At 66.4% G+C, this 24,507-nt stretch carries 20 protein-coding genes; 14 read left to right on the top strand and 6 right to left on the bottom strand.

Going from position 1 to position 24,507, the window contains the following annotated elements; genetic code table 11:
* Positions 1 to 113: 113 nt before the first annotated feature.
* Positions 114 to 383 (top strand): hypothetical protein, encoded by a 270-nt coding sequence (locus tag FOB72_RS20230; protein WP_223851715.1) that lies wholly within the window; start codon positions 114 to 116, stop codon positions 381 to 383.
* Positions 384 to 406: 23 nt separating this feature from the next.
* Positions 407 to 1,516: an AI-2E family transporter gene (locus FOB72_RS20225; protein ID WP_150374513.1), complete on the top strand. Its 1,110-nt coding sequence runs from the start codon at positions 407 to 409 to the stop codon at positions 1,514 to 1,516.
* Here FOB72_RS20225 and aspT read toward each other — a convergent pair.
* Both aspT and FOB72_RS20215 read right to left on the bottom strand, forming a co-directional pair.
* Complete coding sequence (aspT, locus tag FOB72_RS20220) at positions 1,500 to 3,191, bottom strand: aspartate-alanine antiporter (protein WP_150374512.1); 1,692 nt, start codon at positions 3,189 to 3,191, stop codon at positions 1,500 to 1,502. The genes FOB72_RS20225 and aspT overlap by 17 nt on opposite strands.
* A 21-nt stretch (positions 3,192 to 3,212) precedes the next feature.
* Entirely contained in the window at positions 3,213 to 4,829 is a 1,617-nt protein-coding gene (locus FOB72_RS20215) for a bifunctional aspartate transaminase/aspartate 4-decarboxylase (protein ID WP_150374511.1), read from the bottom strand.
* Between the two features lie 195 nt (positions 4,830 to 5,024).
* Between FOB72_RS20215 and FOB72_RS20210 the strand changes: the two genes are divergently transcribed.
* From FOB72_RS20210 to fabI, 5 genes are read left to right on the top strand one after another with little or no spacing between them, the layout of a single operon-like run.
* On the top strand, positions 5,025 to 7,805 hold the full coding sequence (locus FOB72_RS20210) for a decarboxylase (RefSeq protein WP_150374510.1): 2,781 nt from the start codon (positions 5,025 to 5,027) through the stop codon (positions 7,803 to 7,805).
* Positions 7,795 to 10,104, top strand: coding sequence for a DUF3141 domain-containing protein (locus FOB72_RS20205; protein WP_150374509.1), 2,310 nt, complete (start codon positions 7,795 to 7,797; stop codon positions 10,102 to 10,104). Before FOB72_RS20210 ends, FOB72_RS20205 begins: the two co-directional genes overlap by 11 nt.
* Before the next feature lie 23 nt (positions 10,105 to 10,127).
* Positions 10,128 to 11,054: a phosphate acetyltransferase gene (locus FOB72_RS20200; protein WP_263364826.1), complete on the top strand. Its 927-nt coding sequence runs from the start codon at positions 10,128 to 10,130 to the stop codon at positions 11,052 to 11,054.
* A 4-nt stretch (positions 11,055 to 11,058) separates the two neighbouring features.
* Positions 11,059 to 12,276: an acetate/propionate family kinase gene (locus FOB72_RS20195; RefSeq protein ID WP_150374507.1), complete on the top strand. Its 1,218-nt coding sequence runs from the start codon at positions 11,059 to 11,061 to the stop codon at positions 12,274 to 12,276.
* Positions 12,273 to 13,055 (top strand): enoyl-ACP reductase FabI, encoded by a 783-nt coding sequence (gene fabI / locus FOB72_RS20190; RefSeq protein WP_150374506.1) that lies wholly within the window; start codon positions 12,273 to 12,275, stop codon positions 13,053 to 13,055. Before FOB72_RS20195 ends, fabI begins: the two co-directional genes overlap by 4 nt.
* 22 nt (positions 13,056 to 13,077) lie before the next feature.
* Here the strand turns inward: fabI and FOB72_RS20185 are convergent, their stop codons facing one another.
* Together FOB72_RS20185 and FOB72_RS20180 are read right to left on the bottom strand one after the other, a co-directional pair.
* Entirely contained in the window at positions 13,078 to 15,015 is a 1,938-nt protein-coding gene (locus FOB72_RS20185) for a hypothetical protein (RefSeq protein WP_150374505.1), read from the bottom strand.
* 194 nt (positions 15,016 to 15,209) lie between these two features.
* Positions 15,210 to 16,091: a LysR family transcriptional regulator gene (locus tag FOB72_RS20180; RefSeq protein WP_150374504.1), complete on the bottom strand. Its 882-nt coding sequence runs from the start codon at positions 16,089 to 16,091 to the stop codon at positions 15,210 to 15,212.
* A gap of 221 nt (positions 16,092 to 16,312) precedes the next feature.
* On the opposite strand from FOB72_RS20180, the gene FOB72_RS20175 reads away from it, so the two are divergent.
* Entirely contained in the window at positions 16,313 to 16,966 is a 654-nt protein-coding gene (locus FOB72_RS20175) for a hydrolase (protein WP_191002357.1), read from the top strand.
* Between the two features lie 3 nt (positions 16,967 to 16,969).
* On the opposite strand, the gene FOB72_RS20170 is transcribed toward FOB72_RS20175, so the two are convergent.
* A complete protein-coding gene (locus FOB72_RS20170; RefSeq protein ID WP_150374503.1) occupies positions 16,970 to 17,869 on the bottom strand; it encodes a LysR family transcriptional regulator in 900 nt (299 codons plus the stop codon).
* Between the two features lie 116 nt (positions 17,870 to 17,985).
* Here FOB72_RS20170 and FOB72_RS20165 point away from each other — a divergent pair, with 116 nt between their 5' ends.
* Together FOB72_RS20165 and FOB72_RS20160 are read left to right on the top strand one after the other, a co-directional pair.
* Positions 17,986 to 18,741, top strand: a complete 756-nt coding sequence (locus FOB72_RS20165; protein WP_150374502.1) for an SDR family oxidoreductase — start codon at positions 17,986 to 17,988, stop codon at positions 18,739 to 18,741.
* A 149-nt stretch (positions 18,742 to 18,890) separates the two neighbouring features.
* Entirely contained in the window at positions 18,891 to 19,304 is a 414-nt protein-coding gene (locus FOB72_RS20160) for a phosphate-starvation-inducible PsiE family protein (RefSeq protein WP_342050169.1), read from the top strand.
* Positions 19,305 to 19,361: 57 nt separating this feature from the next.
* Here FOB72_RS20160 and FOB72_RS20155 read toward each other — a convergent pair whose 3' ends face one another.
* Positions 19,362 to 20,336 (bottom strand): LysR family transcriptional regulator, encoded by a 975-nt coding sequence (locus tag FOB72_RS20155; protein ID WP_150374501.1) that lies wholly within the window; start codon positions 20,334 to 20,336, stop codon positions 19,362 to 19,364.
* Between the two features lie 135 nt (positions 20,337 to 20,471).
* On the opposite strand from FOB72_RS20155, the gene FOB72_RS20150 reads away from it, so the two are divergent.
* The 4 genes from FOB72_RS20150 to FOB72_RS20135 are packed head-to-tail and all read left to right on the top strand — an operon-like array spanning position 20,472 to position 24,505.
* Positions 20,472 to 21,461: a Bug family tripartite tricarboxylate transporter substrate binding protein gene (locus FOB72_RS20150; protein ID WP_223851714.1), complete on the top strand. Its 990-nt coding sequence runs from the start codon at positions 20,472 to 20,474 to the stop codon at positions 21,459 to 21,461.
* Entirely contained in the window at positions 21,461 to 22,762 is a 1,302-nt protein-coding gene (locus FOB72_RS20145; RefSeq protein WP_150374500.1) for a 3-isopropylmalate dehydratase large subunit, read from the top strand. The genes FOB72_RS20150 and FOB72_RS20145 overlap by 1 nt, the downstream gene beginning before the upstream one ends.
* Positions 22,755 to 23,279, top strand: coding sequence for an alpha-IPM isomerase (locus tag FOB72_RS20140; protein ID WP_150374499.1), 525 nt, complete (start codon positions 22,755 to 22,757; stop codon positions 23,277 to 23,279). The genes FOB72_RS20145 and FOB72_RS20140 overlap by 8 nt, the downstream gene beginning before the upstream one ends.
* A gap of 23 nt (positions 23,280 to 23,302) precedes the next feature.
* On the top strand, positions 23,303 to 24,505 hold the full coding sequence (locus FOB72_RS20135; protein ID WP_150374498.1) for a pyridoxal phosphate-dependent aminotransferase: 1,203 nt from the start codon (positions 23,303 to 23,305) through the stop codon (positions 24,503 to 24,505).
* Positions 24,506 to 24,507 lie beyond the last annotated feature (2 nt).

The following is a 24,507-nucleotide window of genomic DNA, read 5'->3' as shown; positions in this document are numbered from 1 at the left end:
CTGGATGTCCGCATGCACATTGACAAGGGCCTTTGGTCCAATGCTAGGCCCAAGGACCAATTGCTTTGCCCGGAGACATGGCTGAATCTGTGCTCAGGAGGGGAGCAGGCACCATGTACAGAATCGGAGTCTGGCTGATCGGCGCGGCATGCGCGATTGCGGCGCTGGGGGTGTTCTTCAGCGAACCGAGCGGCCGCATGCCCGAAAAGATCAACCTGTTGCGGGTCGCGCTCGGTCTCGAAGTGCAGATGTTCAAGCTGTCGGACGCGCCGGCGCGCTACCTGCTCAACGTGCCGGCATACGACTGGCTGCTGGGTTGCCTCGTGCTGGCGCTGATCGGCGCGGGGCTCATGGCCGCGGCGCGCTGGCGGCGGCATGCGTGACCGCTTCGCGCAGGGAGACTGCCATGTCACGATCCATGTTCCCGGTCGCGCGCGTCTCGCGCACGCTGATCGACGTCTATATCCGGTTCAGCCTTATCGCGCTGCTGGCGGTGTTCTGCTTCCAGATCTTCCGGCCGTTCCTGGATCTCATCGTCTGGTCGCTGATCCTCGCCATCACGCTCTATCCGCTGCATCTGCGTCTGCAACGCAGGATTCTGGCCGGGCATGGACGCACCGCCACGCTGCTGATCGTGCTGGTGATCGCCGTGGTGCTCGTGCCGACCTATCTGCTCGGTACCGCATTGATCGAATCGGGCGAGCACGCGATGTCGGTGGCGCGCAGCGGGGAGCTTCGCATCCCGCCGCCTGCGCAGTCGGTCGCAAGCTGGCCCGTGGTCGGCCAGCGCGTCTATGACTTCTGGCTGCTCGCGTCGACCGATGCGACCGCCGTCGTGCAGAAACTCACGCCACAGATCAAGGCGCTCGGCGTCACGGTGCTCGGGGCCGTCGGTGGCGTCGGCGCGGGGCTGCTGGTATTCGTCGGCGCGCTGGTCGTTGCCGGCATCTTCATGGCGTACGGGCAGTCGGGCGCGCGCGCCGCGGTACAGATCGCGTCGCGCATTTCGGGGCCCGAGCGTGGGCCCGTCATCGTGGACTTGTGCACGGCGACCATCCGCGCGGTGGCGCAGGGCGTGATCGGCATCGCCTTCATTCAGATGCTGCTGATCGGCATCGCGTTCGTCGTCAAGGGCGTGCCCGGCGCGGGGCTGCTCGCGCTGGCGGTGCTGCTGCTCGGGATCATGCAGCTGCCGGCATCGCTGGTCACGATACCGGTCATCATCTTCGTGTTCTTTACGGGGGGCGTGAGCACGGCCAACGTCGCGTTTGCGGTGTACGTCTTCGTCGCGGGGCTCGTCGACAATGTGCTCAAGCCCATGCTGCTGGGCCGCGGCGTCGCGGTGCCGATGCCCGTGGTGCTGATCGGCGCGCTGGGCGGCATGATCAGCGGCGGTGTCATCGGCCTGTTTATCGGGCCGGTGGCGCTCGCCGTGGCTTATCAGCTGTTCTGGCAGTGGGTGGAGGACGTGCCGCCGGCCGACGACGACACGCGCGCGCTCACGCGAGAATCATGATCATGACCATCCCCCAGATCGTCAGCAGCGTATTGCCGACCGCATAGGTGACGGTATAGCCCAGGCCGGGCACCTGGCTCTTTGCCGCATCGCAGACCATGCCCAGTGCCGCCGTCGTCGTGCGCGCGCCCGCGCAGATACCGAGGATCAGCGCCGGATGGAAGCGGAACACGAACTTCGCGATCAGCATGCCGAGCACCAGCGGCACGGCCGTGGCAAAGATCCCCCACAGGAACAGGCTGACCCCGAGTTTCTGCAGCCCGGCGATAAAGCCCGGCCCCGCGGAGATGCCCACTACCGCGATAAACATGTTCAGGCCCACCGAGTTCATGAACCACAGGGTTGGCTCCGGAATCCGGCCGAACGTGGGATGGATGGCGCGGAACCAGCCGAAGATGATGCCCGCGATCAGCGCGCCGCCGGCCGTGGAGATCGTCAGCGGGATGTCCGCCACCTTGATCACGACGGCACCGACCAATGCGCCGACGAAGATCGCCAGCGATACGAACGCGACATCGGTCACCGTCGTGGGGCGATCGACATACCCGATGCGCCGCGCAGCGGCATTGATGTCCTGCGTGCGGCCCACCACGGTGATCACGTCGCCACGGTACAGGCGCGTCTTCGGCAGCACGGGAATCATCGTCTCCGTCGGGCCGCGCTTGATCTTCCGGAGAAAGACCCCGCGCGCGCCCGGCCAGCGCGCGAGTTCCTCGAGCGGCTTGTCGTCGACCTCCTTGTTCGTGACGTAGATATCGACGCCTTCGGTGGGAATGTCGAGCAGTTCGGCGTCCTGTACCTCGCGGCCGCTGGGGCCGAGCCGCAGGATCAGCTGGTCGCGCTTGCCGCCGATGGCCACGATGTCGTTGCCTTCGATACGCGTGTCCAGTTCCACCTCGATGATCTTGCCATTGCGGCGAATGCGCTCGACAAAGGCGCGCACGCCGTCGCGGGTGCCCGCTTCGAGCTCGCCGACGGTCTTGCCGATAAAGATGCTGTCGGGCGCCACCGAATAAGCACGTACCTCGAACTCGTGCCATTCCGTCGCGCCTTCCGCGCCACCCGCGCCCGCGCCGAGCATCTTCTCGTAGTCGCGGCATGCCGCCTGCAGATCGATACCGAGCAGTTTCGGCCCGATTTGCGCGAGGATGATGGCCGAGCCGACAGTGCCGAAGATATAGGTCACCGCATAGGCGATCGGCATGCCGTCGAGCAGCGCCTTGGCCTCGTCCGGCGGGAGACCAAGGCGGTTGATGGCATCCGTGGCCAGCCCCATCGACGCGGAGATGGTTTGCGAGCCGGCGAACAGCCCGGCCGCGGAACCGAGGTCGTAGCCGGCAAGCATCGCGGCTGCGAGCGACGCCGCCAGCGACAGCACCGCCATGACCACCGCGAAGATCGCCTGCGGCAGGCCATCGCGGGCGATACCGCGCACGAACTGCGGACCCACGCCGTAACCCACGGCGAACAGAAAGATGAGGAAGAAGACCGATTTCACGTTACCGGAGATCTTCACGCCGAGAATCCCGATGACGATGGCCACGAGCAGCGTCGACGTCACCGCGCCCAGGCTGAACCCCTTGAAGCTTTTCCCGCCGATCCAGTAGCCAACCCCGAGGGCCAGGAAGATGGCGATCTCGGGGTAGGCGCGCAGCGTGTTGACGAACCAGGTCATGATCTCACCTCGTTGTTGTGCTTACGTCTTTTTTCCCTTCGACGACTTGCCATGCGATGCCCGGTAACGTTCGAGGTACTCGTCGCGCAGCTTGCGGACCGAGCGGCCGATCTTGACGTAGTCCTCCTCGTTGAGATTGGCCAGCGACACGCGGCCCGAAGGGTGATGCGTACCGAAGCCGCCACCGGGCAGCAGCACCACGCCCGCTTCCTCCGCCAGCCGGAACAGCAGCTCGTAGGGCTGGATCGAGTCGAGCAGCCAGGCGACGAACTCGGGTCCCACCTCGCGGCTCATCTGTTCCACATCGAGCAGCGTGTAGTAATCCACGACGTTCGCATCGGGCGCCTCGGCCGCCGCGCCCATGCCGCGGTAGAGCGCCGCCTTGCGGCTGCGGATCAGCTGCTTCATGGTCTGCTTGTAGGTCTCGGCGGTGTCCATGAGCGAGAACAGCGAGAAGAGCACCATCTGGACCTGCTGCGGCGTCGATAGCCCCGCGGTGTGATTGAGGGCAACCGTGCGGCTGTCGGCGACGACGCGGTCGATAAACAGCAGCTTCTCGGGCGTCGTGGTGATGGACGCGTAGCGCTTGTTCAGCGCGCCCGCCACATCCTTGGGATGCTTGCCGATCGTATGGTCGAGCAGGTTGGTCTTGTGCGTCGCGATCACGCCGAGCCGCCAGCCCGTGGCGCCGAAGTACTTCGAGTACGAGTACACGAGGATCGTGTTGTAGGGGCACATGGCGAACAGCGACACGAAGTCGTCGGCGAAGGTGCCATACACGTCGTCGGTCAGGATGATGAGGTCCGGCCGTTCCTTGACGATCTCGGCGATATAGGCAAGGCTCTCGTCGCTCACGCGCACCGACGGCGGATTGCTCGGATTGACGAGGAAGAAGGCCTTGACCTTGGGGTCGCGCAGCTTGTCGAGCTCCTTCTTCGGGTACTGCCAGCCGCCCGCCGGATCCGCATCGATCGCGATCTCGTGCAGCTGATACTCGGCGAGCTCCGGAATCTCGATATACGGCGTAAAGATCGGCTTGCCGAGGGCGATCACATCGCCCGGGCGCAGCAGGTGATTCGTGCGCATCGACGAGAACAGATAGGTCATCGCGGCCGTGCCGCCCTCGACCGCGTAGAGGTCGAAGTCGCCCGCGAACGGATGCTTGCCGATCATTTCGCGGCGGATGTACTGCTTGACGATCTTTTCGGAGAGCCGAAGCATGCGATCGGGCACGGGGTAGTTGCAGGCCAGGATGCCTTCGCACATCTCGTACAGGAAATCGCCGCCGTCCAGACCCAGCTGGTCACGCACATAGGACACCGCACCGGCCAGGAACGGCACGCCCGGCACGTCGTGATGCGCGCGTACGAACAGGTCGAAGCGCTCCTCGATACCGGCGCGGCGGGGGAATCCGCCGACGCCGGACGACAAATACGAAAACGAACGTTCGGACTCGATCATCGCGAACAGTCCGAGCTGCCAGAACCCATGGCGAGGCGTGGTGGCCAGGAAATTTGGATTCCCGCGGCCCGCGTTGAGCATCAGCCGGTTCGACACGCTGCCGGCAAGCTTGATGAGTTCGTCCTTGAGTTCGAATGGCGAGAGACTCGCCAGATTCGATGTATCCCGCTTGTTCATCGCCCGTCTCCGGTCATTTACCCGATAGTCAACGTAGGTCGCAACCGCGTGACGCTCAATTGGCCCAAAGGGCTAATGCGTGGCGAATGGGCCCAAAGTCCAATGGCAAGCGTTCGAATGCGGTCCACATTGGTGGGGGATATCCGAAACCGGAACCCTTTGGAGTTCGGAACCCCTGGCATAGGGAGGCGATCCATGGAACAGGACCGGATTCAACCGGAGACGCGGGGGCTGCATCAGTTTCTTGCCGCGTCCGAGGGCCGCATCGACCGCTGGCGCACGCTGCATCGCGTCAGCCGCGCGGCGGGCGCGGGGAGCGCGACCGCCGACGATTGCGTCGCGCAGGCGCGCGCATTGCTCGAGGAGTTGCGTCCGCTCGAGCAACTCAATGGCTATCCCGGGCCACGGCTGTTCGGCCAGGTGGAGGGCCGGCTCGCGCAACAGGACTGGAACGGTCTGACGCGGCTGTTGGGCCGCATCAGCAACGCGCTGCTCTCCAACAGCTACCGCGACCAGCGCGATGCCTGGCTGCCGGACGACGAAGGCGAGGTGCTGCGTCTGCCGGACTTTCTGCCGCCCTCGATCGGACACGGGCAGAGCCGCAAGCCGTATTTCGAGGTACTGATCGTCTCGCCGGGCGACCGCGCCGCGTGGGAGGACCTCTGCGCCTCGTTTCGCCTGCTGCGCCGCGACGACGATCCCTTCGTCTACGAGCCTGTGGTCGCGGGCACGTTCGAAGACGCGCTGCTTGCGGCGATCTTCAACTTCAACCTCCAGGCGGTGGTCATCGTCGATGGCTTCTCGTTCGCCTCGGCCCATACGTCTCCGGAGTTGCGCGAGATCATCACGCGCAATACGCCGGTGGGCACGAAGGAGGGCGTCGATGACAACGGCGTGTCGCTCGCGCGATTGCTGCGCCGGCTGCGGCCCGAGCTCGACGTCTATCTGTCCACCGATCGCGATGTGGGACATCTGGCGGGCTCCGAAGCGGCCGCGCCGCTCCGCCGGATCTTTTATGGCGTGGAAGAGCCCATGGAAGTCCATCTGGCCGTGCTGGACGGCGTGAAGGACCGCTACGAGACGCCGTACTTCGACAACCTCAAGCGCTACGCGCAGCGGCCCATCGGCACCTTCCATGCATTGCCGGTGGCACGCGGGAAGTCGATCTTCAAGTCGAACTGGATTCGCGACATGGGCGAGTTCTACGGGGCAAACCTGTTCCTCGCGGAATCGTCGGCGACCACGGGTGGGCTGGACAGCCTGCTCGAGCCCACGGGCAATATCAAGAAGGCGCAGGACAAGGCCGCGCGCGCATTCGGCGGCGATCGCAGCTTTTTCGTGACGAACGGCACCTCCACGGCCAACAAGATCGTGCATCAGGCGCTGCTGTCCCCCGGGGATATCGTGCTGATCGATCGCGACTGCCACAAGTCGCATCACTACGGCATGGTGCTGGCCGGTGCGCAGCCGCTATATATCGACGCCTATCCGCTGACGCAGTACTCGATGTACGGCAGCCTCGCTATCCGGCCCATCAAGGAGGCGCTGCTCGCCCTGAAGGCCGAAGGCAAGCTCGACCGTGCGCGGATGCTGGTGCTGACCAATTGCACGTTCGACGGGCATATCGCCAATGTCCGCCGCACGATGCTGGAATGCCTGGCCATCAAGCCGGACCTGATCTTCCTGTTGGACGAAGCGTGGTACGGCTATGCGCGCTTCTCGCCGTTCCTGCGCATGCGCGCGGCCATGGGCGCGGCGGCCGAGATACGCGCGATGATGGCGGACCCGGCCTATCGCGATCGCTACGATGCGTTCCGGGCCTCGGTCCGGGACCTGCCCGATACCGATCCGCGGCGGCTGGACATCGAGCAGCTACCGGACCCCGATCGCACGCGCGTACGCGTCTACGAGACCGACTCCGTGCACAAGTCGATGTCGGCCCTGCGGCAGGGCTCCATCATCGTGGTGGCCGATCAGGATTTCCATACGGTCGAGGCGCCCTTCAAGGAAGCGTTCTTCACGCATACCTCCACGTCGCCGAACCTGCAGATCATCGCGTCGATCGATCTCGCGCGCCGGCAGATGGAACTGGAAGGTTACGAACTGGTCCAGCGTGCGCTGCAACTGGCCATCGAACTGCGTCAGGAGATCAACCAGCATCCGCTGATCTCGAAGTATTTCCGCGCCGCCACGCCGGCCGAGATGATTCCCGAGCCGTACCGCATCTCGGGCTTCGCCGACTATGCGGCGCCGGGCAAGACCGTGGCCGATACCGCGCAGGCCCTGCGCGACGACGAATTCTTCCTCGATCCCACGCGCATCACGCTGCTGTGCGGAGGCGCGGGCTACGACGGCACGCAGTTCAAGGGGCTGCTCGCGGAGAGGTTCGATATCCAGATCAACAAGACGTCGCGCAACAGCGTGCTGGTGCAGATCAATATCAACAACACGCGCAGCGACCTCGCCCACCTCGTCAAGGCGCTGACGGATCTGTCCCGCGAACTCGATCGCCGGCTGGAGGAGGGCGGAGAGCCCGAGCGCACGGTGTTTGCGGCGCGCGTCCAGGCGCTCGTGGAGGACGTGCCGGACCTGCCCAACTTCAGCCGGTTCCACGATGCCCTGCGCGACGATGCGGACAGCCGCACGCCGGAAGGCGATATGCGCACCGCGTACTACCTGGCCTATCGGGCCGAGTGCTGCGAATACCTCCGGCTGAACGATCCGCGCATCGACCAGCGGCTGGCTGACGGCCCCGAACTCGTGTCCGCCAAGTTCGTTATCCCATATCCGCCCGGCTTTCCGATCATGGTGCCGGGCCAGGTGATCACGCCCGAAACCATTGCGTTCATGCGCAAGCTGGATGTCAAGGAAATCCACGGCTTCAACGCCGCGCGCGGTCTGGAACTGATCAAGCCGGAGGCGCTCGCCGCATTGGCGGCGAAGCGCATGCCGGGAGGAAATCGCCATGGCGGCTGACAAGCGAATGACGCGTGCCCGCGAGGTGGGCATCAAGAGCGGGCTCGTGTTGCGAAAGCGCGTGGCGCACGCGCGGGAAGCCTTTGCGGAACGCGTCCGGCAGGCGACCCCCGCGCCCGGGGACGCGCCATCGGTCGCGTCGATGGCCGACCCGGCGGGCGCCTTTGCCTATGCGCTCGACGCGGGCCAGCGCGCCATCCTGTTCTGGGACACGCTGCGGGAACGCGGCAACCAGTTCGTCGAGCATGCGGTCTCGGGACTCAAGCCCGTGCTCCATTTCGACTACGACATGGTCCTGGACGGCCGGACCTTCGATCGGCCGGTCAACTACGCGCTGCTGCGCATCAAGCCGCCGGACGGCGTCACCGTGGACGATTCGCGGCGCCCTTACGTGATCATCGATCCGCGCGCGGGGCATGGGCCCGGCATCGGCGGCTTCAAGGACGATTCGCAGGTCGGCGTGGCCCTGCGCGCGGGCCATCCCGTTTACTTCGTGATCTTTTTCCGCGATCCGGAACCCGGGCAGACACTGCTCGACGTTTGCGAGGCCGAGCAGAAGTTCGTCAAATGGGTGCGCGCGCGTCACCCGGACAGCAGCAAGCCGGCGATCGTCGGCAACTGCCAGGGCGGCTGGGCCGCGATGATGGTGGCCGCCTCCGACCCCGACGACACCGGGCCGATCGTCATCAACGGCGCGCCCATGTCGTACTGGAGCGGTGCGTGGCAGGAGGGCGAGGGCGACAACCCGATGCGCTATGCGGGCGGGCTGCTCGGCGGTACGTGGCTCGCGTCGCTGACGGCCGATCTCGGCGACGGCAGGTTCGACGGCGCGCATCTCGTGCAGAACTTCGAGAACCTGAACCCCGCGAACACCTTCTGGGACAAGTACTACAACCTCTACCGCAAGATCGATACCGAGCCGCCCCGGTTCCTCGAGTTCGAGCGCTGGTGGGGCGGCTTCTACCTGATGAACCGCGAAGAGATCGAATGGATCACGCGCAATCTCTTCGTCGGGAACAAGCTCTGGTCCGATGGCGGCGAACGCGCGACGCACGACCACCAGCCCGAGCACTTCGACCTGCGCAATATCAAGTCCCCGATCATCCTGTTCGCCTCGATGGGCGACAACATCACGCCGCCGCAACAGGCGTTCAACTGGGTGGCCGACCTGTACGGCAGCACGGACGAGATCAAGGCGCGCGGGCAGGTCATCGTCGGCATGATGCACGAGTCGGTGGGGCATCTGGGCATCTTCGTGTCCGGCAAGGTCGCCCGCAAGGAACATAAGCAGATCGTATCGGTGCTGCGCAGTATCGAGTCGCTGCCGCCGGGTCTCTACGGCATGGCAATCACCGAGACCGGGGCGACGGATCCGCAATCGGGCGAGCCCGAGTACGAGGTCACGTTCCGCGAACATCGCCTCGAGGACATCGTCGAGCGGTTCAACCGGTTCGAGCGCGTGGACGAGAAACCGTTCGAGACGGTGGCCGGTATCTCCGAGCTCAACCAGCGCGCCTACGAGCTGTTCGCGCAGCCGTTCGTGCAGGCGATGTCCAACGAGACGACGGCGAGAATGCTGCGGGAATGGCATCCGCTGCGCGTGCAGAACTGGATGTTCTCGGACCTGAACCCGTGGATGGCCTGGGTCAAGCCCGCGGCGGAAGCGGTCAGGGCAAACCGCCAGGCGCTCGGGGACGACGATCCCATGCGCCAGCGCGAGGCCGCGGGCGCCGAGATGGTCAGCGCCGCGCTCGACCATTACCGCGCGCTGCGCGATGCGTTCATGGAGGCGGCATTCTTCGGCATCTTCGGCACGCTGCGCGCGCTCTCTCCGCGGGAGGGCGATGCCGGCGCGCGGCGTCGGGCGCCGCGTGTTCCGCCTGAGATCGAGCAGGCGATGGCCGCGCTCAACAAGGGAACCTACGTCGATGCGCTGGCACGCGTGGCCGTCATGCTCATGCGCGACGGCAAGCCATTGCCGCTGGCCCGGCTCGAACTCCGAAAGGAACTGGCGGAGGACTACGCGGATTTGCTGCCCGAGGTCGACACGCATGCCTGGCGCACCACGCGGGGGCTGCAGGAGATCATCGTGCGCGGCGCGCCCGCCGAGGCGCTCCAGGGCCTCCCGATCATGCTGCGGGACAACGCCGACCGTCGCCGCCTGCTGACGCTGCTCGACAAGGTGGCCGCGGACGAACGCGTGATCGGCGCCACGCCGTCGGAGGATCAGCGCGCGATGCTCGCACGGATTCGCGCGGTGCTTTCCAGCGGGTCACGGCGCCCACGTCATGTCGCGTGAAGCGCGCCACCGGAGCCACGCATATGGAAGCCCGACACGAAAAGTACCACCGCCTGATCGAATTCTGTCGCGCGTTGCCGCCGATGCCGACGGCCGTGGCGCATCCCTGCGATCGCAGCGCGCTCGAGGGCGCCGTGGAAGCGGCGAAGGCGGGGTTGATCGAGCCGCTGCTGGTCGGTCCGGCGGCGCGTATCCGGGAGGTCGCGAGCACGTGCGGAATCGATATCGCGCGCTTCCCGCTGATCGACGCGCCGCACAGCGAGGCCGCCGCCGCGCAGGCGGTGCATGCGGTGCGCGCGGGGCAGGCAGAGGCCCTGATGAAGGGCAGCCTGCATACGGACGAACTGATGAGCGCGGTGCTGAGCCGCGAGTCGGGACTGCGCACGGCCAGGCGCGTCAGCCACTGCTTCGTCATGGACGTGCCCGGCCATCCCAATGCGCTGATCCTTACCGATGCGGCGGTCAATATCGCGCCGACGCTGATGGAGAAGGTCGATATCCTCCAGAACGCGATCGACCTCGCGCACGCGCTGCATATCGACGAGGTGCGCGTGGCCATCCTGTCCGCGATGGAGACGGTCAACCCCAAGGTGCCGTCCACCATCGAGGCCGCGGCGCTGTGCAAGATGGTGGACCGTCGCCAGATCACCGGTGCGCTTGTCGACGGCCCGCTTGCGCTGGACAACGCCATCGACCCGGAGGCCGCGCGCATCAAGCAGATCGAATCGCCGGTGGCGGGGCGCGCCAACGTGCTGCTGCTGCCGGATCTGGAAGCCGGGAACATGCTCGCGAAGAGCCTGTCGTTCCTGGCCGGCGCCGACGCGGCGGGCATCGTGCTGGGGGCACGCGTGCCCATCATCCTCACCAGTCGGGCCGACACGGTCACGACGCGGCTCGCCTCCTGTGCGGTGGCCGCGCTCGTTGCCGCGGCACGGCGCAACCTGGTATGAGCGCATGGCAGACGTGATCCTCGTCCTCAACGCCGGGTCATCGAGCATCAAGTTCCGTGCCTACGATGCGGGCCGGCAAGAGTTGCCCCTCGTGCTTCGGGGCGTGCTCGATGGGCTCTACACTTCGCCGGCGTTCCATGCCTGGGACGGGAAGGGCGCGGAGATCGGCAATGCCCGATGGGAGGGGGGCGAAGGATTCGGGCATGCTGAAGCCGTGGAGTTCCTGGCGCGGTTTCTTCGCGACGAGGAGGGCGGGCACACGCTCGTGGCGGTCGGGCATCGCGTGGTGCATGGGGGCATGCGCTACGCAGGGCCGGCAAGGGTCACGCCCGCAGTGGTGGCGGAATTGACCGCGCTGCGGCCGCTGGCGCCCCTGCATCAGCCGCACAATCTCAAGCCCATCCAGATACTGCTCGAGCGCCGTCCCGATCTGCCGCAGGTGGCCTGCTTCGATACGGCCTTCCATTTCACGCAGGCGCAACACGCGCGGGCGTTTGCGCTGCCAGCGGCGATCACGGACCGGGGCGTGTGCCGCTACGGCTTTCACGGCCTCTCGTACGAATACATCGCCAGCGTGCTGCCGAGGCTCGACCGCCGCGCCGCGCAAGGCGCGACCGTGGTCGCCCATCTCGGCAATGGCAGCAGCCTGTGCGCCATGACGGCAGGCCGCAGTGTGGCCAGCACGATGGGCTTCACCGCCGTGGACGGACTGCCGATGGGCACGCGCAGCGGCAGCCTCGATCCCGGCGTCATCCTCTACCTGATGGACGAACTGGGCATGGATACGCGCGCGGTGGAAGACCTGATCTATCGCAAGTCGGGCCTGCTCGGCGTGTCCGGTATTTCCAGCGATATGCGCGAGCTGCTCGCGAGCGACGACCCCCGGGCCCGATTCGCCATCCAGCTCTATACGTACCGGATCGGGCGCGAGCTTGGCAGCCTTGCCGCCGCGCTCGAAGGGCTCGATGCGCTCGTGTTCACCGCCGGCATCGGCGAGAACGCCGCTCCCATCCGTCAGCAGGTCTGCGAACGGGCGGCGTGGCTCGGCGTGGAGATCGACGGGGGCCGCAATGCGCACGGAGGCCCGCGCATCAGCAGCGAAGCGAGCGGCATATCGGTGTGGGTGGTCCCCACGGACGAGGAACTCATGATCGCGAAGCACACGCGCGCCATTGCCTTCGGCGGCGATGCGCCGGTGCGGACGCAAGGAGACAGACCATGACCATCGACACGCCATCGCCCGTTCTGGCGGGCAGCAAGGCGTTGGTCTGCGGCATCGCCAACGACTCGTCCATCGCCTATGGCTGCGCGAAGGCCTTTCGCGCGCTGGGCGCGGAGGTCGCCATCACCTACGCCGACGAGAAGTCCCGCCCGTATGTCGAACCGCTGGCGCGCGAGCTGGCCGCACCGTTGTTCATGCCGCTGGACGTCACGAAGCCGGCCGAACTGGACGCCGTGTTCGATCGGATCACGCAAACGTGGGGCAAGCTCGATATCGTCGTTCACTCCATTGCGTGGGCGCCAAAGGAAGATCTGCAGGGCGGCCTGCTGAACTGTTCGAGCGAGGGCTTCGGCAAGGCCATCGATATCTCCTGCCACTCCTTTATCCGACTGGCAAAGCGGGCCGTGCCGCTGATGCGCGATGGCGGCACGCTGTTTGCGATGAGTTATCACGGCGCCAGCAAGGTCGTGCCCAACTACAACGTGATGGGGCCAGTCAAGGCGGCGCTGGAGGCCTCGGTGCGCTATCTGGCCTACGAGCTCGGCACGCGGCGCATCCGCGTGCATGCGATCTCGCCGGGCCCCATCAAGACCCGCGCCGCGTCGGGCCTCAGGGACTTCGACCTGATGCTGAACGACGCCGGCCACCGCGCGCCGCTGGGCGAGCTCGTCGACATCATGGACGTGGGCTTCACGTGCGCGTTTCTTGCCAGTCAGTATGCGACGCGGCTGTCCGGCGCGACGTTGTATGTCGATGGCGGCGTCAATATCGTCGCCTGATACCTACCCGGGACGTCACCGGTCAATACGTCACCGACCTCGCGCAACGTGCGTCCACGACGAGGGACTTGGGCGCCAGCAGGACCGGAGCGGGGTCCGTGCCGAGAAAGACGGCCCAGGCAAGGGGGCCGGGGTTGACCGTAGACTCCGTCGAACTCCAGATTGGGACGCCGCTCATATTGCCGAAGCCCAGCCGTAACAGGTTCTGTTCGATATTCGGGATGCCCGCCGGGCAGGCAGGGGAGCCGCCCTCCGCGCCGATCTCGCACGCGGCCGGCAGGTACCACGTTCCCGCGGGCACGCCGCGGAGCGTACTGGTGTTGCACGCGCTTGCCGCGTAAGGCGTTCCCGTGCCGAGCGTCGCGACGATGGCCGTGGTGTTCGCCGCGCCATCGGTCAGACTCTGTGCGCCGGCCCCTACCGCGATCCCCGTGCCGCCCCACGTCGTGAGGCCAGTGCTGGGTGCGGCCAGCACCTTCGCCGTGGACGCACCCGTAACGGCATACACGAGATCGCCGTCGATGCTGAACGCCAGCGCGATCGTCGGGCTGGGGCTGGCAACGTTGTCCGCGGTCACCGCGATGCCGCCCTGTGCGACATACGGCTGTGTCGCGGTGAATTGCAGCAGGCAGCTTCCGCCGGGCGCCAGAGTGCCGCAGTTGCCCGCATTCTGCGTCACACCGGTCCACGCGGACGGAAGCTGTGCAACCACGTTGGTGGCAGCGTTGACCCCGGTGTTCATTACCGTGATGAAGGTCGTGCCGCCGTTGACGGCGATGACGCCCGTCGCCGGCACCGACAGCGTCGTGGTATTCGTGACGCAGGACACGCCGACGTTCGTCACGTTCTGCGCGGCCATGGTGCCGCTGCCGTTGGTGACCGTGCACGTCTGCGTGGCGGGCTGCGCCAGCACCGTGACGTCATAGGTCGCGCCTTGCGCGACCGGCGTGGCGAACGTGAAAGCGCCATTGCCGGAGATGATCTGCGTGCCCGCTCCGTTCAGTTGCAGCTGCACCTGCCCGGACAGACCGGATGTGGTGCCACCGACCGTGTAGGTGTTCGCCGAGCAGGTTATCGACACGTTCTGCACGGCCGCGCTACCCATCGTGCCGCTGCCCTGGCCCACGGTGCAGGTCTGGCCCGCGGGCTGCGACTGCACCGTGACCGCGTACGCGCCGCCCTCCGCAATCGCGACCGGGAACGTGAACAGGCCGTTGCTGCTCAGGACGAGGGTATCGCCGCCATTGTTCTGCACGGTCACCGTGCCGGCGAGGCCCGATGCCGTGCCGCCGACGGTATGCGTATTCGTCGCGCAGACGACGGCCACGTCCTGCACGGCCGTGGTGCCCACCGTTCCGGTGCCATGGCTCACGGAACAGGTTTGTCCGGCGGGCTGGCTGGCCACGGTCACGGCATACGCGCCGCCCTGCGCGACGAGCGTCGGGAAATTGAACGTGCCGTCCGTGCTCGTAGACAGCGTATCGCCGCCATTGTTTTGCAGCACGACGGTGCCGGCGAGGCCGCTGACCGTGCCCCCAACGCTGCGCGCCGTGCCGGAGATCGTGTATGTGCGGGTCCAGATCGCACCCTTCTGTCCCACCGTGCCGTCGAACGTCACCGCATTCGGGTCGAGCGTCAGCGTCACGGTCTGGCCGTCGTTGCAGCGGCTGCCGGCAAGCGTCACCGTGACGGTCTTGCCCGAGGCGTCGACGGTCGGCGTGGCCGTCGGCAGCGTGCCGCAGGTACCGGCGGTCCGGAAGAACCCGGCGCCCAGCGCGGCGATCTTCGCGTTGAATGTCGCCACGACGCGCGTGGGGAGTTCGTCAAGGGTGCCCGAGTCGGCGGCGACCGACACCAGCGCGACGCCTGGCGGTTGTGTCGCCGGGGGCGGGGGGGTGGGGGTGGAGGCGGGATCGTCGCCGCCGCATGCCGTCAGAAACGCCGCGCACAGCGCGACCATCGCACCTGCCTGTAAACGTACCCGCGCACGTACCCGCGCCCGTACCCCCGCCCGATACCCCTGGTTCTCCCGTCTTTTCATCGCTGGACCCCACCGTATTTATCGTTGTATGTCGTGGCGAATCCTACACAATCGCGGCCGCGCAATCCATGCCGCTCAAGCGACCCGGAGCGGTTACGCGCGAGTCGGCCGTCTCACGCCGCCACCGGGGACGTGTCGTAACAGGCGAGCAGCATCTCGGTAAGAACCTCGACCTTCCGCGCCGGATGCTGGCTCGGCGGGCGCACCACGTAGGCGCCTGCCACCGGCACCGGATGGCGCGTCATCACGGGCACCAGCGCGCCGGAAGCCACATGCTCGTCCGTCAGGCCATTCGGCAGATACGCAACGCCAAGTCCGGCAAGCGCCGCGGCGAGCAGGGCCGTGCCGTTGTCGGCCTTGAAGCGTCCTTGGGGACGCACCATCACGATCGCTTCGCCGTCCATGAGTTGCCAGCTTTCGGTGCCCTGCATCAGCGCCTGATGGTCGCCGAGCTCGTCCAGCGTCTCGGGCGCGCCGTGCGCGGCGATATAGGCCGGGCTTGCGACGATTTTTGCGTGGATCGGACCGATGCGTCGTGCCAGCAGGTTCGAGTCCGGAAGATGCCCGAGCCGTATCGCGCAGTCGTAGCCTTCGGCGACGATATCGATGAATCGATCGCTGTAGCAGGCCTGCACATGCAGCCTCGGGTGCCGCTGCGCCATCTCCGCGAGCACGGGCGCCAGGTGTGTGGGCCCAAAGGACAGCGGCGCGGCAATGCGCAGGCGGCCGCGGAGTTCGCCGGTGGGCAGAATCGTTTCACGGGCCACCTCGATCTCGGCGCAGGCGCGCGCCGCATGATCGCGGAACGTGGCGCCGGCTTCCGTCAGCGCGGCGCCGCGCGTCGAGCGCGCGAGCAGCTGGACCCCCAGTTCCTCCTCCAGGCGCTGGAGCCGGCGGCTGACGATCGACTTGGTCACGCCAAGCCGGACGGCGGCTGGCGAAATGCCGCCGGCATCGGCCACTTCCACGAATGTCTGCAGTGCTTCGATATCCAATTTGGCGTTCCCCCCAGTTTGATGCCGCGATGCCGATCGCCACTATGTTAAGGCGGTACGGGACAGGAGCGGGCGTTCCACTTTTCGCGACACAGCTCACCGCTGGATACCACTACCGCCGGGGAGAGGGCAATCGCAGAATGCGGCTTCGCGCAACGTCGTCACAAGCGCACGTTGTTTCGAAAACCCATGCCGCGCCAATGGCAACCAAGGATGCTCTGATGACTTTTCGTAACGGCCTCGCTTCGCTTCTTCGTCCGGAAGACTCGGTACTCGTTCTGATCGACCACCAGCCCTACCAGCTCGCGAACGTCAACAGCCACGAGCCGCAGATGGTGATCAACAACACGGTGGCGCTCGCCAAGGCCGCCAAGGCCTTTGGCGTTCCCACGATCCTGACGACCGTGATTGCCGAACGCGGCGGCCTGCTCTTTCCGCAGATCACCGATGTGTTTCCGGGCCAGGAGGTCCTCGACCGCACGTTCATCAACACCTGGGAGGACCGCAGCGTGGTGGACAAGGTCAGGGCGACGGGCCGCAAGCAGCTGATTATCGCCGGGCTCTGGACCGAGGTCTGCGTGGCCATGCCGGCCATCCAGGCGCTCGGCGAGGGCTGGGACGTGACCGTGGTAACCGATGCATCGGGCGGCACCTCGGTGGAGTCCCATCAGGTCGCCATCCAGCGCATGATCGGGGCCGGCGCGAACATGATGACGTGGCTGGCGGTCGCGGCCGAATGGCAGCGCGACTGGGCCCGCGTGGCAAGCGCCGCCGCGCTGACGGAAGTGCTCGTCCAGCATGCGGGCGGCAGCGGCATTGCGTATCTGTGGGAGCAGCAGTTGCTCAACACACCGGTGCCCAAGGCCGCGCGCTGACCCTTATCGTCCCTTATCCGACAGGGCTTTCACGAGCCCGTCGAATACCGCCCGCACGCGCTTCGGTACCGGACCGCGCTGCGGGCGGTACACGCATAGATCCCACGGCTCCGGCGCGAACGCCTGCAATAACGGCACCAGTTCGCCCGCGGCGATATGGCTGTCCGCCAGAAAACCGGCGATCTGCCCGAAGGCCAGTCCCGACAGCACCGCATCGCGCTCGGCCTCCGAGTCGTTGCTGGTAAAGGTGGGCTTTGCCGGCGTGAAGCGCTGACCGCCCCGGAACAGCCAGGGCCACCCGCGCCCGGTCGTCTCGTCATGCATGACCGTGGTTGGCAGCGACTCCAGATCGCGTACGTGCGCGGGCGCGCCGACACGCGCGATCAGCCCCGGGGTGCCGACCACATGGAATGCGTGCTTCGCGACCTTGCGCGCCACGAACCGGCTGTCCTGCAACAGCCCGAAGCGCACGCCGATATCGATCCGCTCGTCGATCACATGCGCGGGCGTGTCGCTCAGGTTGAGGTCGATCCGTAGGCCCGGATGCCGCATGGCGATATCGGCAAGCACGGGCAGCAGGCCGATGCGGCCCAGCGCCTTCGGCGCGGTCAGGTGCACGACCCCCTCGAACTCCGACGTTTGCTGGCCATGCTCGGTCGCGAACAGCGCATCGACCTGCCGCAGGCTGTCTCCGGCGCGGCTGGCCAGTTGCTCCCCGAACTCGGTAATACGGATCTGCCGCGTATTGCGGTGGAACAGCATCTCCCCCTGCAGGCGCTCCAGTTCCTGAATCGCGCGCGTGACCGCCTGCGGCGAGATGCCGAGCTGGATCGCGGCCTGCTTGAAGCTGCCAGTTTCCGCGGCGGCCATGAAGATGCGCAGCATTTCGAGTCGGTTGAGCATGTCGGTCTCGATTCCAATTTCTGGAATTATGAAATCGAAACGTTTCCATTTCAAGAAACTGTCGCCACGCCAATACTAGGCTCCATCGCAACGATACATTCTCGAAGGAGCCGAACATGAGCAACCCTCTCGCCAACAACATCGCAGGAAAAGTGGTCGTCATCACCGGTGCCAGCAGCGGCCTCGGCGAAGCCACCGCGCGCCATCTGTCCGCGCTCGGCGCCAACGTCGTACTCGCGGCGCGCCGTGTGGAACGGCTGGCCAGCATTGCCGCGGAGATTCGCGCGGCGGGCGGATTCGTGGAGGTCGTACCCACGGACGTCACGAAGCAGGCCGACGTGCGCCTGCTGATCGAAACCGCCGTCAAGGCGTTCGGCAAGGTCGATGTGCTGATCAACAATGCCGGCCTGATGTCGATTGCCCCGATGAGCGAAACCAAGGTCGATGAATGGGACCGCATGATCGACATCAACGTGAAGGGCGTGCTCTACGGCATCGCCGCCGCGCTACCGGTTTTCCAGCAGCAGGGCTACGGCCACTTCATCAACATCGCCTCGGTCGCGGGCGTCAAGGTCTTCAGCCCCGGCGGCACGGTCTATAGCGGCACCAAGTTCGCGGTCCGCGCGATCTCCGAAGGGCTGCGCCATGAAGTGGGCGCGTCGATCCGCACGACGACGATCGAACCCGGCGCGGTGGATTCGGAACTCAAGCACGGCAGCTCGCACGAGGAAAGCGCGAACTTCGTGAAGGACTTCTACAAGCTTGCCATCCCGTCCGCCGCCGTGGCACGCGCGATTGCCTACGCCATCGAGCAGCCGGCCGACGTCGATATCAACGAGATCGTGCTGCGCCCGACCGCCCAGGAATTCTGAGCGGCCCCCCGGTCCAGTTCGTGCGATTGCGAAATCGCGCAGCAGACGACATAACCGGTCCGGTCCCGCCAAAGCCATCATTGGCGGGACTGGGTGGACAGGCACGTATCGTGAAGAATTCGAACCGAGGGTCATCGCCCGAGCGCTTCGTGCGCGCAAAACTCGAAGGCATCCTCAGCGCCGTCGAGGTCGTGGGACTGGCGGTCATCGGCCTGGGCACCATCCTCGCGATGGCACAGGAAGGCTGGAAGATCGTCGGTCAGGGCGAGGTATCGATCACCGACCTGCTGCTGATGTTCCTCTACCTCGAAGTACTGGCGATGGTGGGCCGGTACCTGAAGCTCGGCGAATTGCCCGTGCGCTTCCCGCTGTATATCGCGATGGTGTCGCTGGCGCGCGACCTGATCCTTCGCTTCAACGAAGTCTCCGAGTTCCATCTGCTTGCACTCTGCACGGGCATCGTGATGCTGGCCTGCGGCGTGCTGATCCTGCGCTACAGCCAGACACGCTTTCCGCTTCCGGACGACAAGGACGCGGGGAGTGCGGAGCAGGGCGGTCCGTGACCGGCGTCGGCGTGCCCGCCGATCCGTCTCGATTCTCGCGGCAGGCGGGCAGGGTGGCTACGGCAGCATGTGCGGGGCGCCATCGTCCGATGCCGCCAGCAGCGACACCCCGCTCGGCATCTCCATCGCGGCCAGCGTGGTGCGCAGGATGTCGAGCAGCCGCTGCGCGCTCGGCGACAGCGAGCGTAATGGCCGCGTGATCACGCAGAGCTCGCGCGACAGCCGCGGCTCGTGGAGTTCGCGGAAGGTCAGGCTGGCGAACTCGTTGCGCTCGAATGCCAGCGCCGGCAGCACCGAATAGTAGTTGCCGCGCGCAAGCATCGCGAACAGATACGCGGTGCTTTCCACTTCGTCGTGCTCGCCCCCCAGCACGGGCCAGTGCGAGGCGTGGTTGAGCAGAAACTGGCCGATGCCCGTGTCGGCGGAAAAGCCCACATAGCGCGCATCGAGGCTCGCGGTGAGGTCGGCCCACGTTACCGGCCGATCGAGCATCGCCACCGGCGCGTCGCGGTGGCATACCACGCCATAGCAGTCGCGCACCAGCGGCGTGTAATCGAGGTCTTCGTTGCCGCGAAACTTGCTGTCGATGGCGAAATCGACCTCGCCCTCGAGCACCAGCCGCTCCGTCTGCTGTGCGGCCGGATTGCGCAGGGAGATCGTGATGCCCGGATAAGCCTCCCGAAAGTGAGGCAGCGCCGGCACGAGGAACTGGCTGATGACCGACGAGGCCGCCCCGATCCGGATATGGCCGCGCTCTCCCTGCGCCAGCGCCACGAGGTCCGACACCGCGCTGTCGAACCCATTGACCACGCGCTCGGCCTCCGCCATGAACCGCGCCGCCTGATCGGTCAGCATCACCCGGCGCGTCGTACGGTCGAACATCTTGAGGCCGACCGCCTCTTCCATCTGCTGGATCGTCGCCGTCAGCGCGGACTGGGTCATGCACAGACGCCCGGCCGCCGCCGTGAACGAGTTCGTCTCCGCCACGGCAAGAAAGCAGCGCAGTTGCTTGAGGGTGACGTTGTGGCGCATGGGAGGCGGGGAGGGCCCGATTTATCGGAATTTCGTAATAGTCGGCCGAAAAAATTCGTTTGTCCAGACAAATGGCCGTCTCTAGACTTGTCCCGCAGCAAGCCAACCCAATCCAACCTCTTGCCCAGGACCCCCATGAAGACGCTTACCGGTGTTGCCGCCGCCGTCCTTGTCGCCGCCCCGCTTGCCACGCTGCCGATGGCCGCGATGGCGGGCCCCGAGGATACCTATCCCGACAAGGCCGTCCGCATCGTCGTGCCGTTCGCGGCGGGCGGCTCCACCGACGTGGTGGCGCGCATCCTGGCAGAGAAGCTGCAGGCCCAGTTCAAGCAACCGTTCGTGGTGGACAACCGCGCCGGCGCCAGCGGCAATATCGGCGCCGAACTCGTGGCCAAGGCACCGGCCGACGGCTACACGCTGCTGATGGGCGCCACGGGCATCCTGTCGATCAACGACCATCTGTACGGCAAGCTCAACTACAACGCGCAGAAGGACTTCGTGCCCGTGGCCTATGCCACGGAAAACGCCAATATCCTCGTGGTCTCGCCCAGCCTGCCGGTCAAGGATGTCTCGTCGCTGGTCGCCCTTGCGAAGAGCAAGCCCGGCACGCTGAGCTTCGCGTCGTCGGGCCCCGGCAGCTCGACCCACCTGTCCGGCGAGCTGTTCAAGTCGATGGCCGGCCTGAACCTGCTGCACGTACCGTACAAAGGCAGCTCCGCCGCGCTGACCGATCTGCTGGGCGGCAATGTGTCGATGCTGTTCGACAACGCGCCGTCGTCCATCGGCTTCGTCCAGCAGGGCAAGCTGCGCGCGCTGGCCGTGACCAGCCGCCAGCGCATTCCGGGCCTGCCGAACGTGCCGACGCTCGATGAGGCGGGCATCAAGGGCTACGAGTCGCTGTCGTGGAGCGGCGTCGTGGCGCCCGCGGGCACGCCGCGTCCGATTGTCATGAAGCTCAATCGCGCGATCGATCAGATCCTCAAGTCCGACGACGTCAGGAACAAGCTCGTGCAACTCGGTGTGGAACCCGTTGGCGGCCCGCCCGAGGACTTCGCGAAGCTGATCGAGACCGAGCACACCAAATGGGGCACGGTCATCAAGACGGCCGACATCAAGCTGAACTGATGCGCGGCCAGACGCTTGCCGAGAAGCTGCTCTCGCGCGCAGCCGTAACGACCGCCGGCACGAAAGCCAGCACGAAACTCTACGCCGGCGATCTCGCGATCTGCGAACCCGACGCGGCGATGGGCACCGACGGCTCCATCCCGATGGCGCTCGACTATTTCCGCGATATGCAGGAGGACGGCTCGCTGCCGGCGCCGGCACGGGCCGAACGGCTCGTGTTCGCGCTCGATCATTACGGCGCGGTATCCGGCGAACGGGCGCTGGCCCTGCAGGCTCGCGCCCGCGACTACGCACAAGCGCACGGCGTCTGCGTGTACGAGGTCGGAGAGGGCATCGGCCACCAGCTGATGCTCGAGCGGGGCCGCGTGTTGCCGGGCCAGCTCGCGGTAGGCGCCGACTCGCATGCGGTCTCGTACGGCGCGCTCAACGCCTTTGGCTCGGGCATCGGCTCGTCCGATTTCGCGGGCATTCTGCAATGTGGCCAGATCTGGCTCAAGGTGCCGGGCTCGATCCGCGTGGTGCTGACGGGCAAACTGCCCGCATACGCATCGGCCAAGGATCTCGCGCTGACGATGGCGCGCCGGCTTGGCGCGGGCGGCGCCAACTATCTCGCGCTGGAGTTCCAGGGGCCGGGCGTCGCCACGCTGGACATGGACGATCGCATCGTGCTGGCCAACATGTCGGTGGAGATGGGCGCCAAGGCAGGCCTGTTCCCGTACGATCTCTGCACGGGCGCATGGCTGGCCGCGCGCACCGACGCACCGTTCGAGCCCGCGGAAGCCGACGCCGATGCGGTTTACGCGCAGTCGATGACGTTCGATCTCGATGCGATCGCCCCGCAGGTGGCATTGCCGCATCGCGTGGACAACGTCGTCGATATCGATGCCGCCGGCGATACGAAGATCGATATGGTGTACCTCGGCACCTGCACCGGCGGCCGGACCAAGGACTATCGCGAAGCGCTCGACGTGCTGCGGCGCGGCGGCGGCGTGGCCACCGGTGTCCGGCTGATCGTGACGCCGGCATCCGCGGCCATCCAGAGCGAACTCGAGGAAACCGGCATGCTCGCCGAATTCGAAGCGCTCGGCGCCGAACTGCAGCCGCCGGGCTGCGGCTCGTGCTGCGGGACCTGCGGCAGCGTCCCGGCCGACGGCGAACGCGTGCTGTCCACCGCCAATCGCAATTTCAAGGGGCGCATGGGCAATCGCCAGGCGCAGATCTTCCTTGCCTCCCCGCGCGCATGCGCCACGGCCGCCGTGACCGGCCGTCTGACCGATCCGCGCGAGGCCGGCCATGCATGACGTGACTGTTATTCCCGGGCGCGCGCGCCTGCTCGGCGACGATATCAACACCGACTACATCATTTCGTCGAGCCGCAAGAAGGACAGCCTCGATCCCAGCGTGTTGCGCAACTACCTGCTCGAGGATCTGGACTCCGGATTCGCTGGTTCCGTGCGGGACGGCGACATCCTCGTGGCGGGCCACAACTTCGGCTGTGGTTCGGCAATGGAAGTGGCCGTCACCGTGGTGCTGGCCGCCGGCATTCGCGTGGTGGTGGCCCGGAGTTTCGCGCGCACCTACTGGCGCAATGCGGTCAACAACGGCCTGCTGCTGATCACCGCGGATACCGGAAGCGTCCGCGAGGGCGAGGCCGTCGCGCTGCACCTGGAGGGTTCGCGCGCCGAGCTGCGCGTCGGCAGCGACGGCGGCCGCGCGATTTCCTGCGAGCCCGTGCCGGACATCGTGCTGACCATCCGCGAAGCCGGCGGCCTCGTGCCTTATCTGCGCCGTCACCGCAAATTTGTCGCCCCCACCTGACAATTCCCCCTCAGACCACCATCATGAGCCTCATTGCTGCACGCCTGAACCGCATCAAACCGTCGCCGAGCTCCATGGCTGGACAGCGCGCGCGCGAACTGCGCGCCGCCGGCCGCGACATCATCGGCCTGACCTCGGGCGAGCCCGACTTCGACACGCCCGCGCATATCTGCGAAGCGGCGGCACGGGCGATGTCCCGCTCGCAGACCAAGTACACCGACGTCGGCGGTACGCCTGAACTGCGCGCGGCCATCGCGGAGAAGTTCCGCCGCGACAACCAGATCGACTACGCGCCCAACGAACTGATCGTCGGCACCGGCGGCAAGCAGATCATCTTCAACGCGTTCATGTGCACGGTGGAGGCGGGCGACGAAGTCATCGTGCCCACGCCGTACTGGGTCTCGTATCCCGATATCGTGCTGCTGGCCGAAGGCACGCCCGTGTTCGTCGACTGCCTGCCCGCGAACGGCTTCAAGCTCGCGCCGGAAGACCTCGAACGCGCGATCACGCCGCGCACGCGCTGGCTCGTGCTCAATGCGCCGAACAATCCGAGCGGCGCCGCCTATTCGCACGCCGAACTGAAGGCGCTGGCGGAGGTGCTGATGCGGCATCCGCACGTATGGGTGATGACCGACGACATCTACGAGCACATCCTCTACGACGGCCGCAAGTTCGCCACGATCGCGCAGGTGGAACCCGCGCTCAAGGAACGCACGCTGACCATCAATGGGGTGTCCAAGGCGTATGCGATGACGGGGTGGCGCATCGGCTACGGCGGCGCGCCGGCCCCGCTGGTCAAGGCGATGGTCAAGCTGCAGTCGCAGAGCACGTCCAACCCGTCCTCGATCAGCCAGGCCGCCGCGCTGGAAGCGCTCAGCGGCCCGCAGGATTTCATCGCCGAGCGCACGCGCATCTTCCAGACGCGCCGCGACGCCGTGGTGGGCGCGCTCAACCGCATTCCGGGTATTCGCTGCCATTCGCCGGAGGGCGCGTTCTATGTGTTCCCGTCGTGCGCCGAGGTCATCGGCACCGTCACGCACACGGGACAACGGATCGAAACCGACGAAGACTTCGTGCTGTATCTGCTGGAGGCGCAGAACCTCGCGGTGCTGCAGGGCGGCGCCTATGGCGTATCGCCGTTCTTCCGCATCTCGTTCGCGACCTCGATGGAAAAGCTCGAGGCCGGTCTTGCGCGACTGCGCGTGGCGTGCGAGATGCTGCGCTGATC

Origin of the sequence: Cupriavidus pauculus, assembly GCF_008693385.1 — a bacterium.
GTDB classification, from domain to species: Bacteria; Pseudomonadota; Gammaproteobacteria; order Burkholderiales; family Burkholderiaceae; genus Cupriavidus; species Cupriavidus pauculus_D.
Note: the sequence above shows the minus strand (reverse complement) of the source record. Positions and strands in the feature narration are given on the sequence as shown.

What these genes read in the sequence shown, in the direction of transcription:
- FOB72_RS20140 (WP_150374499.1), top strand. Translation starts at nt 22,755, where the DNA reads ATGCATGACGTGACTGTTATTCCCGGGCGCGCGCGCCTGCTCGGCGAC.
- FOB72_RS20185 (WP_150374505.1), bottom strand. Translation starts at nt 15,015, where the DNA reads ATGGTCGCGCTGTGCGCGGCGTTTCTGACGGCATGCGGCGGCGACGAT.
- FOB72_RS20150 (WP_223851714.1), top strand. Translation starts at nt 20,472, where the DNA reads ATGAAGACGCTTACCGGTGTTGCCGCCGCCGTCCTTGTCGCCGCCCCG.
- FOB72_RS20175 (WP_191002357.1), top strand. Translation starts at nt 16,313, where the DNA reads ATGACTTTTCGTAACGGCCTCGCTTCGCTTCTTCGTCCGGAAGACTCG.
- FOB72_RS20195 (WP_150374507.1), top strand. Translation starts at nt 11,059, where the DNA reads ATGGCAGACGTGATCCTCGTCCTCAACGCCGGGTCATCGAGCATCAAG.
- FOB72_RS20210 (WP_150374510.1), top strand. Translation starts at nt 5,025, where the DNA reads ATGGAACAGGACCGGATTCAACCGGAGACGCGGGGGCTGCATCAGTTT.
- fabI (WP_150374506.1), top strand. Translation starts at nt 12,273, where the DNA reads ATGACCATCGACACGCCATCGCCCGTTCTGGCGGGCAGCAAGGCGTTG.
- FOB72_RS20170 (WP_150374503.1), bottom strand. Translation starts at nt 17,869, where the DNA reads ATGCTCAACCGACTCGAAATGCTGCGCATCTTCATGGCCGCCGCGGAA.
- aspT (WP_150374512.1), bottom strand. Translation starts at nt 3,191, where the DNA reads ATGACCTGGTTCGTCAACACGCTGCGCGCCTACCCCGAGATCGCCATC.
- FOB72_RS20155 (WP_150374501.1), bottom strand. Translation starts at nt 20,336, where the DNA reads ATGCGCCACAACGTCACCCTCAAGCAACTGCGCTGCTTTCTTGCCGTG.
- FOB72_RS20165 (WP_150374502.1), top strand. Translation starts at nt 17,986, where the DNA reads ATGAGCAACCCTCTCGCCAACAACATCGCAGGAAAAGTGGTCGTCATC.
- FOB72_RS20145 (WP_150374500.1), top strand. Translation starts at nt 21,461, where the DNA reads ATGCGCGGCCAGACGCTTGCCGAGAAGCTGCTCTCGCGCGCAGCCGTA.
- FOB72_RS20225 (WP_150374513.1), top strand. Translation starts at nt 407, where the DNA reads ATGTCACGATCCATGTTCCCGGTCGCGCGCGTCTCGCGCACGCTGATC.
- FOB72_RS20205 (WP_150374509.1), top strand. Translation starts at nt 7,795, where the DNA reads ATGGCGGCTGACAAGCGAATGACGCGTGCCCGCGAGGTGGGCATCAAG.
- FOB72_RS20230 (WP_223851715.1), top strand. Translation starts at nt 114, where the DNA reads ATGTACAGAATCGGAGTCTGGCTGATCGGCGCGGCATGCGCGATTGCG.
- FOB72_RS20200 (WP_263364826.1), top strand. Translation starts at nt 10,128, where the DNA reads ATGGAAGCCCGACACGAAAAGTACCACCGCCTGATCGAATTCTGTCGC.
- FOB72_RS20135 (WP_150374498.1), top strand. Translation starts at nt 23,303, where the DNA reads ATGAGCCTCATTGCTGCACGCCTGAACCGCATCAAACCGTCGCCGAGC.
- FOB72_RS20215 (WP_150374511.1), bottom strand. Translation starts at nt 4,829, where the DNA reads ATGAACAAGCGGGATACATCGAATCTGGCGAGTCTCTCGCCATTCGAA.